Raw genomic sequence first — 16410 nt, 5'->3', positions numbered from 1 at the left:
CACGAGTTCTCCGGCGCCGGGATACATCGAGCTTGCCTTCTGATCGACCCGGAAGCCAGGAGGGCAGACGCGAGTTTCTCTCGTGCTGAAGGCTGCTCGCGCCCCATATCCATCGCAATACCCGGACCAGCATCCTATTCCCGCGTAGGCACGGCCGCGCCGGCATAGGGATCGTAAGGTACCTTCGGGAGCGGCGCGATTGCCGTGCTTGGCGTAAACACAGGCATCGACGGCACTTCCCTCACCGGCGCCTGTCGCGCCACGGCGAGGAACGCCCGGGAGAGCGTACCGGCGCCGAACAGGATGAAGCAGCCGATGATGACGGTCACGCCGCGTCGTACCGGCAGCCGTCCGGTCAAGGTCATATAGCCGATGATGGCCACGCAGATGATCGCAATGCTGGTCGCCAGCGACCCGGTCAGCAGGCGGGCCGCGCTTTCGGCGGCGCTGCCTAGCGCGGTCGCTTCCGGCCGGACCGGCGGCGCGATCATCATGCCTCCGACCTCACCGCAACCTCGGCGATGTGCCGCCGCCCGCCGGTGCGGCCGAGCTGCACGAAGACATCGATCGTACTTTCGATGAAGTGCCGGACGTCATCCCGTCCGAGGCGCGTCCCTGCCTGCATCACGAGAAGCGCGATCTGATCGACCGCGCCCCGCGTGCTGTCGGCATGGACGGTCGTCATCGATCCCGGATGCCCGGTGTTGATTGCGCGAAGGAACGCGAAGGCTTCCGGCCCGCGCAGCTCGCCGAGGATGATGCGGTCGGGCCGCATCCGCAGCGAGGCGGAGACGAGGTCGTCGGCCGTGACCCTGGCTTCACCCAAGGCGCTGCGCGCTGCCAGCAGGCCGATCGCATTGGGGTGACGGATGGCGAGCTCGGGCGTGTCCTCGATCAGGATCAGCCGCTCCTCGTCCGGAATCTCGCGCATCAGCGCATTGAGGAAGGTGGTCTTGCCGGTCGAAGTGCCGCCCGAGATCAGGACGTTGCGACGTCCCCTCACCGCCGCGGACAACGCCGCGCGAACATCGCCCAGCGCGAGCGCCGTCTTCACGTCGTCGAGATCCGCGGCACGGGTCACGTTGGCGATCTCGGTTTTTCCGAACGCGCCGGACGCGACATAGTCGGCGAGCGTCAGGTCCTGCGAGAGATGCTTGCGGATGGCGATGGCGACCGTGCCTCGCGTCGCCGGAGGAATGACGATCTGGATTCTGGCGCCGTCCTGCAGCGCGCCGGACAGAAGCGGATGTTCGCGGCTAATGCCCTGATCCGACAGCGCCGCGACCTGGCGCGCGAGGCGATCGAGCGTGGCAGCGTCGAGCGCCGGGACATCATGGCGCTCGATCGCGCCGCCAAGCGTCTCGGCCCAGACCTCGCCCGGACGGTTGACGTAGATATCGGTCACGTCGATGCGCGCGAGGAAGCCGGTCAGCGGCGCCAGGTAGCTCCGCAGGTAGACACCGCTTCGATGATCCGCCGTGGCGATCACGGACCGGCCCGGCCAGTCTCGACCACAGTGAAATCGAGGTCGCGCGCCACGAACACGCTGATGCTCGTTCCCGGCGCGATCTTCAGCGTCGGCGGGATCTGGGTCGGCTGGACCGTCGCAGCCGCTCCATTGAGCTGCCCCGGCAGAGCGACGAACACAGGCGCATCGGCCGATCGCGCGGCCAAGGTGACCCCGAGGTCGAGCGCGGACTGGAGGATCATGCCCGTGAAACGCTCGAAGAAATGGCTGTTGACCTTGGCGCGTACGCCGCCGCGGCCGACCGTATCGACCGCGGGCGACCCGATCGCGATGCTGGCTCCGTCGGGCCGGATCAGCCGGGTCCAGTTGATCAGGGCGCGCTTCTGTCCCGGCGCCGCATCAGATTTATATTCGCCGATGAGACGGCTGCCGCGGGGGATCAGCACGCGCGATCCGTCGAAGCCGCGGACGTCGCGTTGCACCAGCCCGCGCGCGAACCCCGCCCGCGTCGAGTCGAAGGCAGTCTCGAGCACGACCGGGATCAGCGTTCCCTGGGGGACCGTGGTCGACCGATTGGCCAGCATCGACGCGCGGACGCGCTCCGCGCCATCCGCCGATGTTCCCGCACCGATCTTGGGGTCGGACGAGTCCAGGCTGGCGCCGGCCGCGACATCCGCCGGCAATGCGGCAGCAGGGGCGGTCCGTATCGCAGGTGGCTCATACGGCACCGTCCCTTCCGGAATGGCCAGTGCCGGCCCGGAGGCATCGTAGCGCGGCGCCGGCGATGTTGCCGGCTTGCGCGGCTCCGGAACCGCAGGCGGCGGCGCCGGCCTTGCCGGGAATGACATCGCCGCGCTTGGTTCCGGCGGGATGTACAGCGGCGGCGGCGCGTTCGAGGCCGTCAGCTCGGCAGACCGCGGCATCACCGCCGGCGCGGTGAGTGCGCGCCGGCGCGCCTCCAGCACGCCGAACAACAACAGGCCGGCAATGACGGCGATCAGCACGATCATCGGTGTGGAAAGGCCGCTGCGGGGACGGGCGACCACCGGCAGGATGTCGGGCTCCGCAGACGGAGGAATCGCGGACCGGGGGTCGACGGACGTGCTCACCGCCCCTCCTCAGGCAGACGATCGGCGAGGGCCTTGCGGCGATCGACCCGGAAGATGACGCGCTGGCTGACGCTGTCGATGACATAGAGTCCGCCGCGCATATAGCCGTTGGCGAGCGCTTCGCGGCCGTGATCGTCGATCACGAATGTCGCAGGAAGCGATGCGTCGGCGGGCCATTCGATATAGGTCTTGGATCCATCGTCGCTGATCGCGCTCGGGCGGAGCTCGCGGGCGCCGCTCAGCGTATAGAGACCGCGCATAGCGTTGGCGCCGGCCGTCGACGGTGGTTTCGGCGGCGGCGGATAGCGGAAGCGGATGGTACGAGACGTCGCGCGGGTCGGCTTGGGCACCGCGGACAATTGGAAGGAGTAGGTCCGGAAGTTGGTGATGATCGTCATGTTGGTCGGCGGCCCCGACCGCACCGCCTTGACGAAGACACGATTGCCGTCGCGATGGACGCTCGTCTGCCAGGCACTGGAATCGCCGACTGCGACATTCTGCACCCGCTCCTCCGGCGACAGTTCGATCGCGACCTTACGGTCGATGGCCGCCTCGACCGGCACCATCTGTCCGGGCCGAAAATCGATGGTACGCGTGCGGGCACCGCCCTGCGGTCCTGCCAGGGCCGCCGTCGCCCAAATCGACAGTAAGCCGATCCAGAGGAGAAAGGCGACGACATGCTTCACGGCTGCGCCGTCGGCGTTGCTGCCCCTGCCGAGGGGAGAGGCGATGCCGCATTGGCAACCGCCGGCGTCGTGGCAGCGTTCGTCTGGACTTGAGTTTCCGGCAAAGGCAGCGTTTCGGCACTGCGCCGATAGCGCTCGACCTTGAACCCGAGCGGATTCACCAGGCGGTCCTCCAGGCTCATCGGTTCGCCCGAATAGGAATATCGGATCACGGCGATCCACGGCTGGGTCTCCGATGCCCGGCCGCCGGCATCGCGCCGCTGAGTCTCGAACCGCACCAGCGCCGAGTGCGGTCCCATCGAGGTGACGCTCTTGATCCGGACGTCGACGATCGCCGATCTCGGGTAACGTGCGAGCGGACTATCGGGATTCCCCGCCTGCATCCGGGCGACATAGGCGCGGCGGGCATCGCCGGCCGACCACAAGGCGACCTTGCGATAGTCGCGCTGCAGCGAGTCGATGTCGAACCCTTCGCGCGCGATCACATATTGCACCAGGAACGATTGGGTGAGCGCGGCATCGCTCGACGTCAGCTGGGCGTCGACCGGCTTCAGTGCCTGGACGAAACCGGTCTGGCGATCGACCAGCAGCGTATAGGGCACGACCGACTTGAGCGGCATCAGAGCGACGAGCGCGAGCGCCTCGCACACCGCGATCACGCATGCCACCGCGGCGACGATCCAGGCGACCGATCGCGACCGCCGCAACGCGGTCTGCCGATCGAACGCCCAGCTGTCGGCCTCGGCATAATAGGCATCCAGCGCAGCCCGACTGTCCTTCTTGCTCACCGTTGGTCCCGTCTCGTCGCGCTGGCCGATGTCCGCGTTCGGACCCGCCGATTGAAAGTCTGCCCCAGACGCGTGGGCGTCGAGCCTATATCCGTAGAGGTTGCCGTTTGGTGTCGCGTGCCGAGCGCCGCGGCGACCGCAGCCGGGCGAGAGATCGCCGCCTCGCCCTCTTCGCGGCGCTGCACCGCCAGGATCGCATCGGCGGTGGCGGCCGCGCGCGACCGCGCCTCGTTGGGCTGCAGGCTACCGCCCTGCACCGCCGCGATCTCGCGCGCGGGGGTCTGCGCCGTCCCGCGCGGAGCTTCACCGGCCTGAAGACGCGGCATCGGCAGCCGCAGCGCCGCGGTCACCCGGATGGCGACGCCGATCATCGCGGCGAGCAGCACACCGAACACCAATGTCACCGTCAGCAACTGGACCGGGACGCCGAGAATGTCCTGCTCGGAGGCGCGCTCGGCGAGCAGCTCGCGCAGCCACGGTTCGAGCAGCGCGAGCTCGACCGACAGCGTCAGCGTCGTGGCGACGCCGGCAAGCGCAAGTCCGACCAGCCCCCGCAGCCATCCCTCGAACAGCCCACGCGTTCCATCGAACAGCAGGAAGGCGATGAACAAAGGCCCCAATGCCAGAAGGAACCCGGAGGCCAGCCGGACCAGCGCGAAGGCGCCGATCGCGCTGGCAAGGAAGATGGTCCGCGATGCGCCCAGCGCGAACGTATCGAAGCCGATGAACAGGCCGGGCTCGCGCCGCAGCGAGCGTTGCTCGGAGCTGGGCGGCGGCAGGCCCACGCCATAGATCGCCAGCGCGCGCAGGCCCTCGTCGCTTGCATCGAGGCGTGCCGCGAGCCCTTCGGAATCCACCAGCGAGGCGGCGCCGCCGATCTCGGCCGCAAGCTCGGCGGGGCTGTTCATCGTCACGTCGTAGACGAACGTCTGATAGGCTGGCCAGCTCGTCGCCAGGGTCAGGACGACGCCCATCTTCACGAAGGCGAGCACGCCCTCGCGCGGGGTCGGCGTTTCGCCGAACAGCATGCGATAGCCGATGATCGCAAGGAAGATCGTGAGGGCGGCGGCCAGCACCAGCGACACGCTCGATCCGGGGGCGGCCATCGCCTGGTACCCGGTCGAACCGAGGGTTCGGGCCTGGCAGTCGAGGAAGGCGAGCACGCCCGATCCGAACCGGTCGAGCGCAGGGATCATCTGGCACGCAGACGCCATCACGCGCGCTCCAGCAGCGGCGCCAGCCAGTCTTCGAGCGCATCGCCGCGTTCGGCGCGGAGCTCGTCGAGAAGGCGGACGGTCCGCTCGCGGCCGGACAGGATGGTGAGGAGGTCCTTTTCGCCGGTGAGGTTGAGTCGCGCGACGACGCTTTCGACACCATGTTTGACGAGGAAGCAGTGCGCGCCGTCCGGCAGCGAGCGCACCAGCTCGAACTCGTGCGCGGTGAGGCCGAAGCCGTCGATATAATCTTCGGCCCGCGCCCTCGGATTGGCCATGAAGATCTGGGTGGCGGCCTGCTCGATGATCGCGCTGGCAATCCTGCTCTCGAGCGCATCCTGCGCACTCTGAGTTGCGAACCCAACAACCCCGTTGCGCTTGCGGATGGTCTTTTCCCAGTCCTTGATGCGTCGAACGAAAACCTCGTCGTCGAGCGCCTTCCATCCTTCATCGACGACGATGATCGCCGGAGTTCCGTCCAGTCGCTCTTCGACGCGGTGGAACAGGTACATCATCGCCGGCGTGCGCGCGACCGGATCGTCGAGGGTCTGGGTCATGTCGAAACCAACCGCGCGGATCGCGAGATCGGTGCGGTCGAGCGGGTTATCGAACAGCCAGGCGCGCTCGCCGTCGCCCCACCATGGCCGCAAGCGAGACCAGAGGTCGCCGGCATGCGGCCGATGTCCGCCGCGAAACAATTCGACGATGTGCCGGAGGCGGCGATGCTCCACCGGCTGGGTGAAGCTTGCGTCGACCGCGTCCTTGATCCGCGCGGTCTCTTCAATATCGGCGCCGCCGGCGAGCAGTGCCAGCCAATCGACGAGGAACTGCCGGTTCGCAGGATCGTCGGGAAGTTGCAGCGGATTAAGACCGGACGGCATGCCCGGTCGCAGCACGTCGTAGCGCCCACCGATCGCGCGGATGAACAGCTCGGCGCCGCGGTCCTTGTCGAAGAAAACGATGCGGGGATCGACCCGCCGCGCCTGTGCGAGCAGAAAGTTGAGGACGACAGTCTTACCCGATCCTGTTGGCCCTATGATAGTGAAATTGCCGAGATCGCGCTGGTGGAAATTGAAATAATAGGGCCCGGCGGCTGTCGTCTCGAGCAGGGTGATCGCCGGTCCCCAGTGATTGCCGGTCGCCCGCCCTTGCGGAAAATTGTGGCCGCTCGCGAGGCCCGCGAAATTGGCCGTCGAGACCAGCCCGCGCCGCGCGATATATCTGAAGTTGCCGGGGAACTGTGCCCAAAAGGCAGGCTCGAGCGCGATCTCCTCGCGCACGGCGATGACGCCGAGATCGGCGAGCGTCGCCTGGACTTCCGCTATACCGGCGTCGACCGCTTCGGGACTGTCGCCGCGCACGCCGATCGTCATGTGATGTTCGCCGAATCCGGCACGGCCGGCGGCGACCTCATCCTTGGCGAGCGAGAGGTCGTTGCGAAGGCTGATCGCCTCGTCCTCGGCCGAGCGCATGCGCCTGAGCGCGAGGTTCATCCGCCCGAGCGCGGCCTGGCGCTCAACGAAGCCGAACGACTGCGTCATCACCAGTTCGAAAGGCAGCCGCAGCAGCTCATCGAAGGTGCCGGCGCTGGTCTGCCCCGGATAATCCTTGATCGACAGCAGGCCGAGGAACGCGCGTGGCGCCGCGCCGGCCGAGCCGAGTTCGATGGTTTCGCGCCCGAAGCTGACGCGGCGGTAAGGGAGATAGGCGCCGAGATCCTGCGTCGGCAGCAGCACCGGCCGCCGCTCCCCGTTGAACAGGTCCGAGAGAAATTCGAGAGGCTCGGAACATGGCCCGTGCGGCGTGTCGTAGACCGAGAGCAGGCGCGGCTCATATTGGCCAAGCGCGGCCAGCAGCGCATCACGCGCGGTGTCGAGCTGACGCAGCTCATGGATCACCGCGGCGGCGGAATCGGCGCGGTCTGTGCTGAACATCCCGCGCAGGCTGTCGAGGATCCCGACCTTGCCCTGCAGAGGACGCCGGACCAGCGTCAGGAAAAGGTCGTTGACGTAGAGCTGACGCGTGCTCAGCCGAGCGCTCCAGGCGGCGTCGAGCTGTTGCGAGAAGCTGTCCGGAAACTCGCCATCCATCGCGGCGTCGATGCGACGCCGCACGATATGATGGTAGAGGGCGAAGCGCGAGGTGCCGATCGCCTGCAGCATCGCATCGCGCAGCCGCTTGCGATAATTGAGCTCGTCGGTGTCGGCAGTCTCGAACAGGAGGCCGCGCAGGTGAATCACCTGCAGGAGCAGGCCGTCGCGCGTCTCGATGGTATGCGCGTCCACATGGCGGGCGTAGGGGAGATGCCGGCCGGCCGGCGCTTCTTTGGCGACGACCTTGGGATCGCGGGTCAGGGCCGGTAGGAGTTGCATTGCCAGATCGCGTAGTTCTTCACCCGCGGGCAGCGGCCGACCTTGACCAGCCAGAGGTCGAAGAAGCGCGGCTCGCGCAGGCAGGCCAGCACGCCGACGACATGGATGACGACCGCCGCGACCACCGCCCAGATCGTGCGCAACACCAGGAACAGCTCGGTCGCAAGCACGGCGTTGGCGACGAAATAGCTGTAGGTGACGCCGGCGAACATCTGGGGACGCGTCAGCGCAACGAACAACGGGTCGCGCTCCAGGCTGCTCATCGCCTAGTTGCCGAGGCTGGCGGTCGACTGGATGCCGGCCACGATGCTCGCGGCACCGAACAGGATGAAGCAGCCGAGGATCACCGTCGCGCCATAACGCCAGTTGATCCGGCCGGTCAGCATCAGGAAGCCGACCGAGGCGACCGCGATCACCGCGACGACCGTCGCGACCGTGCCGAGCAGCGTACCCTCGAGCCATCGAACGGCAGACACCAGCACGCCGGATCCGGCAGGGTCGGAGATCCCGTCCTGCGCGAAGGCCGGACCGGAAAGGAGCGAGGCAAGGAACGCTGCTGACGACGCGCCTAGCCGACGAAATGACCGAATCACGAATTTCCCCTGCACTATGAGACGACGCTACGCTCGGCGGGGTGAACTTGCCAAGCGGCAAATTGATAACAGAGTCGGCCCTCGAAACACGATAAGCAGCTTAATTAAGGAACTTACGGCTCGTACCCATCGTCATGTAGAGTACCCTGCCGACCCACTGACTCGTCCTGATCGAAACCGCCTGGCCATTGCAGAGCCTATGGTCGTAGAATGATGCCGTCGATGTCCTCACCGTCGGACCAACGCGAACATCCACCGGTACCGAAGATGGTAACAGTTCGGTTCGCCATATATGCTGAAAGGAGCATGGCGAACTGACTCTTTCCCGTGTCACTGGTCTCGTCCTTCACCATAAAATAGTTTTGGGTCGCACAGGATGGCCGGTTCGCAATCACACCATCAAGGATGACATAATGAAGTCCGTCAGATGATCTCGCGATCAGAGATGCCACCTTTCCCGTCACTTCTCCAGCCAGGACCGGAACAGACGAGAATACTACCAAGGCCAGAATTACGGCAATTTTCGCAATATATTTGGGCACGACCATACCCCATCTCGACATCGACACGCCGGCCCTCGCCCGCGGAATTCTTGAACCGGGCTTGGTCCACTAAGTGTGCAAGTAAAGGCTCGTCGCCTGCGCGATGGTTCCCCATGAGCTACCGATACAGCGACTGACGTACACCGTTACTCTGAGCTTGGCCGCAAGCGCCGTGGAAACGGCGCTGAAGGCCATTTCGCGTGAGCCTGGCTCGGTAGGCAGTGCGATAACAGATGGGTTGGAGCAGCCATCCGGATTGGCATGGCCCGAGACGTTGAGATATGCGGTGCCGCCCTCGACGGTGACGCCCTGCATGACGAGATCGCCCGCCGTACCCGACGCGTGAGCAGCGGAGCTCGCCGCCGCCAGACTTATGATCGTGATCAATGTTCGCCGCATTCATCTTCCCCTATCGTGGCGCTTCTCGCCGAAAGATCGATATGCCTGCCAATCATTGCCCTCTCGAGCGTGCAGCGCTTTCGAAGCCGGCATCCTCACAATCGCAGCGCTACAGCTCAAAGATAGTAGGCGCGCCGGCAAGCGCGCCCACACTTCCGACTAATGCTCCTGCGGACTGCTCGTCCAAATACAGACCTATTGCGATCAATATTTAACCTGATGATTGCATTTCAAAATGATAGGGCACGCGTATGTTCCAGTTGGTAAAGGCGGAGCAGGAAGTCGCCCCCTGGTTGGACGGCTCACCGGGATTGAAGTACAGCCAAGCCGTTTTCTCGCTGACACGCGCCGTCAGAAGTGCGCTATACCAACCGCGACAAGCATCGGGATGGACCGACGCCAACTGATTACCGACACTACATACTCCTAATATCCCAACGCCCTCAACGGCAGTGTAAACGACGCCATCCGAATTCACGGCTAGGTAGGTCGCCGGCGTTGCCTTGCACGAGAAGTTCGCTAGCGCAGGAGAAGGTAGGAATACCAGCGCAGTGACTGTCAAAGTCGAAAGTAGAATACCTCTCATCTATCTGTCTCCATTGCAGATCAAGTAAGCTCTCGCGCTACGAGCAGCGTAGGCTGCAGCATTAGCGTTGCCTCCTTCTACCGGTACCTTTTTCGTGTCCTCGATCGAACCGCCCTGTGGAGCTGGTGCGCACGGAGAGTTTTCCACTTCAACAGTCGAGCTGCCCTGCCTCGGAAGAGGAGCGGGTGGCATTGACGGGGAGGAAGCTTGCGCGGACAAAAATATCATAAGCATATCGCTCATATAACCTTTCAACATTAAGGTCATGCCATTCGAAGAAGTCCACACAATACAAGTGCAATCTTAAATTACCTAACAGACCAACTATTGCGAGAAATGCGCTAGCCTATAAGTCAGAGCATTCTGATGGCGGCATGGCTTATATCTAAGCCTTTCATCATCCAGAGTAGAAACAGTAGTTTTTCTGACAACCCATGGCGTCTCCAAGAGACTTAGCCACACTTCGTAGTTCGTCGCAACTCGTTTTTACATCTCTACTCAACATCAAGTACGGAGAAGGTCTGTAATCACTTGTTTTGGACAGCTCATATTTGGCCGTATTGAGAGACATTGTACTCCCATTCGCAATAATCTTGCCATCCTTAACCATAATATTCCATGTTAGGACACGATTAGGAGGAGACGCTATCCCCAAGCGCCACGCCTTATCTTCTATAAGACAAGACCCTAGGCTTTTTTCTCTAGACTCATTGGTCCTATCGCAAGAACACAGCAAAAGGGATAGGCCCGTCAGGGTGCAGACCAAGCCTACTTGCATTCGCGGTCTCCATTACAGATGCGCTCGGCTGCTCTGACCGTCAGGTCTTGACGTGCGTCGGCCTTGACCTCAGTCGGCGAACTTCTCGTGAATGAATCGCCCCTTTTCAGATCGCCACTTTTGAAGTCGTCTCTGTGTGATCCTTCATGCATTACCACACCCGCCCGCTCCGCTGCCGGAACGCTGTCCGGGTATTTTTCGTAAAGCTCGCCGAAATCATTGGGAAAGACCGTGAACACAGTGCCTTTCTCGGTTATGTTGGTATACGAAAACCCCTTAAAGTCTGTCGACTTGTCAATGTTCTCTTTGGAATCAAAGAGGACTATGTAATGTTTATCTCTGGTTATGCTGTCAGCAGAACTTCGCAATTCGTTACGCTGACTGGCGGTTAGAGAAGGCGCATCGGCCGACCTCCTCGCGAGTTCTACCGAAGCCCGGTATGCAGAACATTGAGCTGCCGTTCCGCCACACGTTTCTGTTCCCGTAGGGTCTCTGCCATTCACCGGATCGTTTGCGACGTAGGCATAGAGGTTGATCTGGTCGTCGTAGCCGATGGGGTCGGTCTGAAGGAACCGGCCGAGGCTGGGCGAGTAGAACCGCGCCTTGTAGTAAGCCATGCCGAGCTCGCGCAGCCACGCCTGGCCGGTGTACTGGAACCGCCCGCTCTGGCCGGTGCCGGGGATGCCGTATTCATCGTAGCGGTAGACGTCGACCGTTCCGTCGGCCTGGGTCACCGCGGTGATCGAGCCCTGCTGGTTGGCGGTGAGCAGGCGACGGTCGCTAAAGTCGCTGCCCTCGAACCAGGCGAGCGGATCATCGTCGCTGTTGCCGTGGACGTAGCGCCTGAGCAGGGCGCCGGTGCCATCATATTCGGCGATCAGCGCATCGCCGTCATAGGTGAACCGCGTCGTCCTGCCGGTGTTGGTCGCCACCTCATAGAGCCGTCCCAGCGGATCATAGGTCAGGGTGACGCCGGTCGACGATGAGATCAGCCGGTTCTCGACGTCATAGCCATAGGTGATCGGGCCATCCGGCGACGGTGTCGTCGTCAGGTTGCCGTTGGTGTCGTAGCCGAACGGTACCGATCCCACCGCGGTGTACTGATTGAGGCCATTCTTCGTATAGCTGCGGCTGACATTGTAATAGGCATTGTAGGCATAGACTGCGGGCTGGGTGCGTTCGACGATTTGGCTGGCGGGATTGTACTCGAGTTTCGTCTCGCCGTCGGCGATCGTTCCCATCAGGTCGCGCTGTACCTTCCAGGGCCGCTGGATGCCGTCATAGGTGATCGTGGTGTTGGCCGAGATCGCCCCAACCTGGCCCTGACCGAACGTATCGAGACTGCCGGCGGGCTTATAGACATAGTGTGCGATCGAGGCTGGACCATCGCCGGTGCAAGTCTCAACCGGCGCGCAGATCCGCGTCAGCCGGTTGAGGCCGTCATAGGCATAGCTCACATAGTTGACCTCGTCGGGGTAGCGCATCTTCGTGCGATTGCCGTCGGCGTCGTAGGCATAGGTAAGCTGACGGCTGATCCCACCCATCGACGTGGTGCTGGAGATCTGTCGGCCGAACCCGTCCCAGGCCGTGAGAACCGCATCCGCACCGGTCGTGCTGTCGAACCGCGCCGCGGTCTGTAGCCCGCGCAGATCATAGCTGTAGTAGACGTCGCGCGTCTGAGAGGGAGGCAAGGTCGTGCAGACGTACGGCGTAGCGCAACACGCACCGGTAGGCGCGCAATCCGGCACGATCTTCGACGTCATCCGGTTCAGCGCGTCATAGGTGTAGGAGATCGTGCGACCGTCGCGCTTCCTGAGCGTCAGCCGGTTGCCGTTGTCGTCGTAGGTATAGGCCTCATAGTCCGGGCTGGCAGTTCCTTCGCTAGACTGCCCTGCCGTCGCCAATGCCGTTGCTTGGGTCGCCGGGTTGAACGCGCTCGGCAGCGCCGGCAACGGAAAATACCAGCCAATCTGGCGATCATATCCGTCATAGGTCATCGTCGCCCGGTTGCCGTTGGCGTCGATCACCGTCTTCCGCTTGCCGTTCAACGTATAGTCGTAGGTTGCATGGGCTTGCTCGAGGCTTGTTCCCACTGCCTTGCGCACCTGCACCAACTGGCCGGCGGCATCGTACACGTTCTTCGTGATCCGATCGGGCGCCGCTCCTCCGATCGTCACGTCGCAAGCAGACGCCGGCGCGCTGCCGAACGTCGTCGGATCCATTCGCACCGCCGTGCATTGCAGGCGGCCGTGAATATCATAGGAGTAGTTCGTGAGCTGCTCAGTCATACCCGCCCCAGATACGTGCTGAGCTGATTTTCGACCGCGAGTGTCGAACACATATTCTACCGACTGCGAAACGATCATCGCATTAAGAGCGGCGAGCGTTGGAGCTGTCGCACTGCCGCTTTCCTCCTTCGATAACTGCCCATCGATATTGTACGTCATCCGTTTCGCAAGGCGTGGTAGCGGGCCAGCGCCATCAGGGTCAGGCCTAATCTGGCCTATCAATTGCCTCGACGCGTCATAATAATAATATGTGGTATCAACATCTCCCGCAGCCGGTCCGTCAATTGAAACTACATTTCCGACGGCATCATAGCTTTTTGATGTGGACGAGAGAGCGTTGCCGGAGCCATCTCTAAGCGAGATTGTCGTCGGCAGTAAATTATCATTATAGAAGTATGAGGTTATTATTTCATCAGATGTTCCAGTACAATTGTCCAGCGACGTGCATGTACTCTCAGAAACCAATTTCCAAATTGGTGTGCCATTAACGATCTGACCGGATGCGTTTTTGAATTTTGCTGAAAGCTGTTGGTATGTGTAGCGAACCTGCGGACGTATGCCGTTAACATTTGCTGGCAACGTCTTTACTAAAATTCCACCGTGATCTGCGCTGTATGTGTAGTCTGTTCTATTTCCATTCGCGTCTATGGTGAACGCCGGCTTGTTGCAATACTTAGATATCGAGACAGAGCACGAGGATGGATAGTCCCCTGTTGCACTGATCTGTGCAGAGCCACCCTTTTCTGTCATTATTGTAGATTGGACATTCCCCCTCGTATCTCTCACGAAGTCAAACCTGTTATTTTCTGGCCTAGTGATTGCCAGAATTTCTTTGTCACCATATCCGAAAAAGTTGCTGTATCCCCCCATGGCGTAGATCGTTTTCCGGCCGAGGCCGTCGATGAAACCATCATTCCAAGCTTGCGTGACACTGTCGGGCGCGGTTGATGTGCCGGAAACGACGGACCGGCCACCCTTGCATGTCGAGGTCTTGACGAAATTATAGGTCCATTGCCCATCCGCGTTTTTTAGCCACTTAGTGTAGCTGCGCGGATCACAAAGTATTGTCGGAGTGGTACCCGGTACATAAGATTGCCACGTTTCGAGGGCGTATTCGATCCACCTTCCGCTCGGTTGCGTCATTTTAAATTGGGCGGCCCCCGTTTGCGATCGTTGTCGGGTCCTCTGAATATTGTCCGTAGCCGTGACAGTTGTTGTACCCCATCCAGAGTAAGTCATGGAGGGCCAATTAACGGTGAGGCCGGTGCAACTTGTCGCAATAGGATTGCAATAATCCACGGCGAGATTAATTAGCACCACCTTGTCCGGCCGGCCAGGCTGCATGATTGTGTAAAGACCATTCTTATAATACGGGCTCTTATTACCTTCCAGATGAAGCATATATCCTGTTGAGCTTACAATTGACCGAAGTTCACCCAGAACATAATTATACGTAAGTGTTTCGCCATCCGGTTTAGTTATCTTTGAGAGGAGACCCTGTATCCCATACTGATTTCCCGGGTCAATAGTGAGGCCGCCATCTCCGAATTCCCATAGCGATCCATCCTTTTGGATTATAGAACCTTTTACGGTACCTGATCCTGCGCCAAGAAACAGACCTCCTTGTTCAGTAACACCGGTTGGCGTCGTCTGCGAAGGAGGGCTCATCATGTATACATCGGATGCGCCATTGAGACTGAATGAGTATCCCTGATAGACGCAACCCGGAACAGAACCACCGCTATAGGTAGCGCAGTTTCGATACATGATCCCGTCAGTGATTGTTCCGTCAGCATATCCGGAGGTTGCGAGAACGTTGTATGAAAGCGCGGGGGCTTCCACGCTGCCGATAGAGATACTTCCCATGTCGGCGATTACTTTCCCGCTACGGAGATCTACTCCAGCATCATCAGTCGCAGCGATTCTTGGTTCGGGCGCTTGATCTAGCAATTGGGCTGATGCGGGCTCAACAGCGGCTGTGGTAGCGAGCAGCGCATAGTGTAGTAGGCATTTCCGCGCACGGTACGGTTTCATTGGTTCCCCCCAGGTTCTTTTAAATAATAGAGTATTCCTTTAGCCTGACAAGAGGTGGCATAATAGGTTATTCTAAAAGCATTTTTTGGGTTGCACTGCGTCTGATTTGAGCATGTCGGTTAATCAGCGGAGACTGAGATAGTGACGCCTTTATCCCGGATTTGCATAAGCGGCTTATCGTAGCAGAGGCGAATAGCAGTTCCGCACGCTTGGCGGCGGCACGTTTTCACGTGAGGCCGGTGGAAGCGGAGAGCATTGTCCGCTGAGTGTGCGAGACCGGCAGTGCCGAATAAGCTCCGATTGGCGGTGACGTGCTCCCCTGATTGTTACCAGTCAGGGGGTAGAGTCTCGCTCCTTCATGATGGTTGGTTGAGGTGATGGCAACGTGTCTGGGGGCATGCTCCCAGACACGTTGGCCGGCGATCTCGGCAGGGGTGCGCCCGCCCAGTTTCGAGTGTGGCCTGACGTGATTATAGTCGTGCCGCCAGGCGTCGAGCACGAAGCGGGCGTGGGCCAGCGACGTGAACAGCGTCTCATTGAGGCACTCGTCCCGCAGGCGCCCGTTGAAGCTTTCGACGAAGCCGTTCTGCATCGGCTTGCCGGGCGCGATGTAATGCCACTCGATCCGCCGCTCCTGCGACCAGCGCAGGATGGCCGACGAGGTCAGCTCAGTGCCGTTGTCGCTGACCACCGTATGCGGCTTGCCTCGCATCCCGATCAACCGTGTCAGCTCCCGGGCGACGCGCATGCCTGACACGACGTGTCCGCCACTAGCGCCAGGCATTCCCGCGTGTAGTCATCGACCACGCACAGGATACGGAACCGCCGGCTGCAGATCAGGGTGTCGGAGACGAAGTCCAGCGACCAGCGCTGGTTCGGTCCATCGGGCAGCACCATCGGCGCCCGCGTGCCGAGGGCGCGCTTGCGACCACCGCGGCGGCGGACCCGCAGGTTCTCCTCCCGATATATCCGCAGCAGCTTCTTGTGGTTGGGCGTCATGCCCTCCCGAGCCAGCAGATAACCCAGACGGCGATAGCCGAACCGGCGGCGCTCTGCCGCCAGTTCGCGCAGCCGTTGTCGCAACGGACCATCGTCCGGCCGCGACGACCGATACCGGATCACCCGCCGGCTCACGCCGACCAGGGTGCACGCCCGACGCTCGCTCAAGCCGTGATGCTCACGGGCATGGGCGACGGCATCCCGCTTAGCGCCGGGCGTCACCATTTTTTGATGCCAGATCCTTCAGCACCACGTTGTCGAGCATCGCCTCGGCCAGCAGCTTCTTCAGACGGGCGTTCTCCTCCTCCAACGTCCGCAGACGCCGAGCATCGGATACCTCAAGCCCGCCATACTTGGCCTTCCACTTGTAAAACGTCGCCGAGCTGATCCCGTGGCGGCGGCAGACATCCGCCGTCGCCATGCCCGCTTCCTGCTCCTTCAAGATCGCAATGATCTGCTCTTCGCTGAACCTGCTGCGCTTCATTCCGTCCGACCCCTTCGCGTCGGACTCTACTCAAGGTCGGTCACATTTCAGGGGAGCACGTCAACCGTTT

Annotated in this window: 11 protein-coding genes and 1 pseudogene; all 12 read right to left on the bottom strand. The window is 61.7% G+C overall.

The annotated features are described in order from the left end of the window. Positions 1–134 precede the first annotated feature (134 nt). The 12 genes and pseudogenes from ACMGER_RS17510 to ACMGER_RS17455 all read right to left on the bottom strand — a co-directional run bounded on the left by ACMGER_RS17510 (position 135) and on the right by ACMGER_RS17455 (position 16340). Entirely contained in the window at positions 135–491 is a 357-nt protein-coding gene (locus ACMGER_RS17510) for a TrbC/VirB2 family protein (protein WP_436813441.1), read from the bottom strand. Next, positions 491–1489, bottom strand: coding sequence for a P-type DNA transfer ATPase VirB11 (gene virB11 / locus ACMGER_RS17505; protein WP_436813440.1), 999 nt, complete (start codon positions 1487–1489; stop codon positions 491–493). The genes ACMGER_RS17510 and virB11 overlap by 1 nt, the downstream gene beginning before the upstream one ends. Further along, positions 1486–2577 (bottom strand): TrbI/VirB10 family protein, encoded by a 1092-nt coding sequence (locus ACMGER_RS17500; protein WP_436813439.1) that lies wholly within the window; start codon positions 2575–2577, stop codon positions 1486–1488. The genes virB11 and ACMGER_RS17500 overlap by 4 nt, the downstream gene beginning before the upstream one ends. Then, positions 2574–3263 carry a TrbG/VirB9 family P-type conjugative transfer protein gene (locus tag ACMGER_RS17495; protein WP_436813438.1) on the bottom strand — a complete coding sequence of 230 codons (690 nt, stop codon included), beginning with the start codon at positions 3261–3263 and terminating at the stop codon, positions 2574–2576. Before ACMGER_RS17495 ends, ACMGER_RS17500 begins: the two co-directional genes overlap by 4 nt. Next, positions 3260–4051 carry a VirB8 family type IV secretion system protein gene (locus ACMGER_RS17490; RefSeq protein ID WP_436813437.1) on the bottom strand — a complete coding sequence of 264 codons (792 nt, stop codon included), beginning with the start codon at positions 4049–4051 and terminating at the stop codon, positions 3260–3262. Before ACMGER_RS17490 ends, ACMGER_RS17495 begins: the two co-directional genes overlap by 4 nt. Further along, positions 4048–5214, bottom strand: a complete 1167-nt coding sequence (locus tag ACMGER_RS17485; RefSeq protein ID WP_436813436.1) for a TrbL/VirB6 family protein — start codon at positions 5212–5214, stop codon at positions 4048–4050. Before ACMGER_RS17485 ends, ACMGER_RS17490 begins: the two co-directional genes overlap by 4 nt. Positions 5215–5264: 50 nt before the next feature. Further along, on the bottom strand, positions 5265–7637 hold the full coding sequence (locus ACMGER_RS17480) for a VirB4 family type IV secretion/conjugal transfer ATPase (protein WP_436813435.1): 2373 nt from the start codon (positions 7635–7637) through the stop codon (positions 5265–5267). Then, on the bottom strand, positions 7616–7900 hold the full coding sequence (locus ACMGER_RS17475; protein WP_436813434.1) for a VirB3 family type IV secretion system protein: 285 nt from the start codon (positions 7898–7900) through the stop codon (positions 7616–7618). The genes ACMGER_RS17480 and ACMGER_RS17475 overlap by 22 nt, the downstream gene beginning before the upstream one ends. Before the next feature lie 3 nt (positions 7901–7903). Beyond that, entirely contained in the window at positions 7904–8227 is a 324-nt protein-coding gene (locus ACMGER_RS17470; RefSeq protein ID WP_436813565.1) for a TrbC/VirB2 family protein, read from the bottom strand. Positions 8228–8841: 614 nt separating this feature from the next. Beyond that, on the bottom strand, positions 8842–9171 hold the full coding sequence (locus ACMGER_RS17465) for a hypothetical protein (RefSeq protein WP_436813433.1): 330 nt from the start codon (positions 9169–9171) through the stop codon (positions 8842–8844). Between the two features lie 1354 nt (positions 9172–10525). Next, positions 10526–12982, bottom strand: coding sequence for an RHS repeat-associated core domain-containing protein (locus tag ACMGER_RS17460; protein ID WP_436813432.1), 2457 nt, complete (start codon positions 12980–12982; stop codon positions 10526–10528). A gap of 2101 nt (positions 12983–15083) precedes the next feature. Next, a pseudogene (locus tag ACMGER_RS17455) lies at positions 15084–16340 on the bottom strand (IS3 family transposase). Positions 16341–16410 lie beyond the last annotated feature (70 nt).

It is taken from the genome of Sphingomonas astragali, from assembly GCF_051400615.1.
GTDB lineage: Bacteria > Pseudomonadota > Alphaproteobacteria > Sphingomonadales > Sphingomonadaceae > Sphingomonas.
The sequence above is the reverse complement of the archived record's forward strand: the minus strand, read 5'-3'. Positions and strand labels throughout refer to the sequence as shown.

Bases quoted from the DNA above. Each gene is read 5' to 3' on its own strand.
- ACMGER_RS17510 (WP_436813441.1), bottom strand. From the start codon at position 491: ATGATCGCGCCGCCGGTCCGGCCGGAAGCGACCGCGCTAGGCAGCGCC.
- ACMGER_RS17480 (WP_436813435.1), bottom strand. From the start codon at position 7,637: ATGCAACTCCTACCGGCCCTGACCCGCGATCCCAAGGTCGTCGCCAAA.
- ACMGER_RS17475 (WP_436813434.1), bottom strand. From the start codon at position 7,900: ATGAGCAGCCTGGAGCGCGACCCGTTGTTCGTTGCGCTGACGCGTCCC.
- ACMGER_RS17465 (WP_436813433.1), bottom strand. From the start codon at position 9,171: ATGCGGCGAACATTGATCACGATCATAAGTCTGGCGGCGGCGAGCTCC.
- ACMGER_RS17460 (WP_436813432.1), bottom strand. From the start codon at position 12,982: ATGACGTACAATATCGATGGGCAGTTATCGAAGGAGGAAAGCGGCAGT.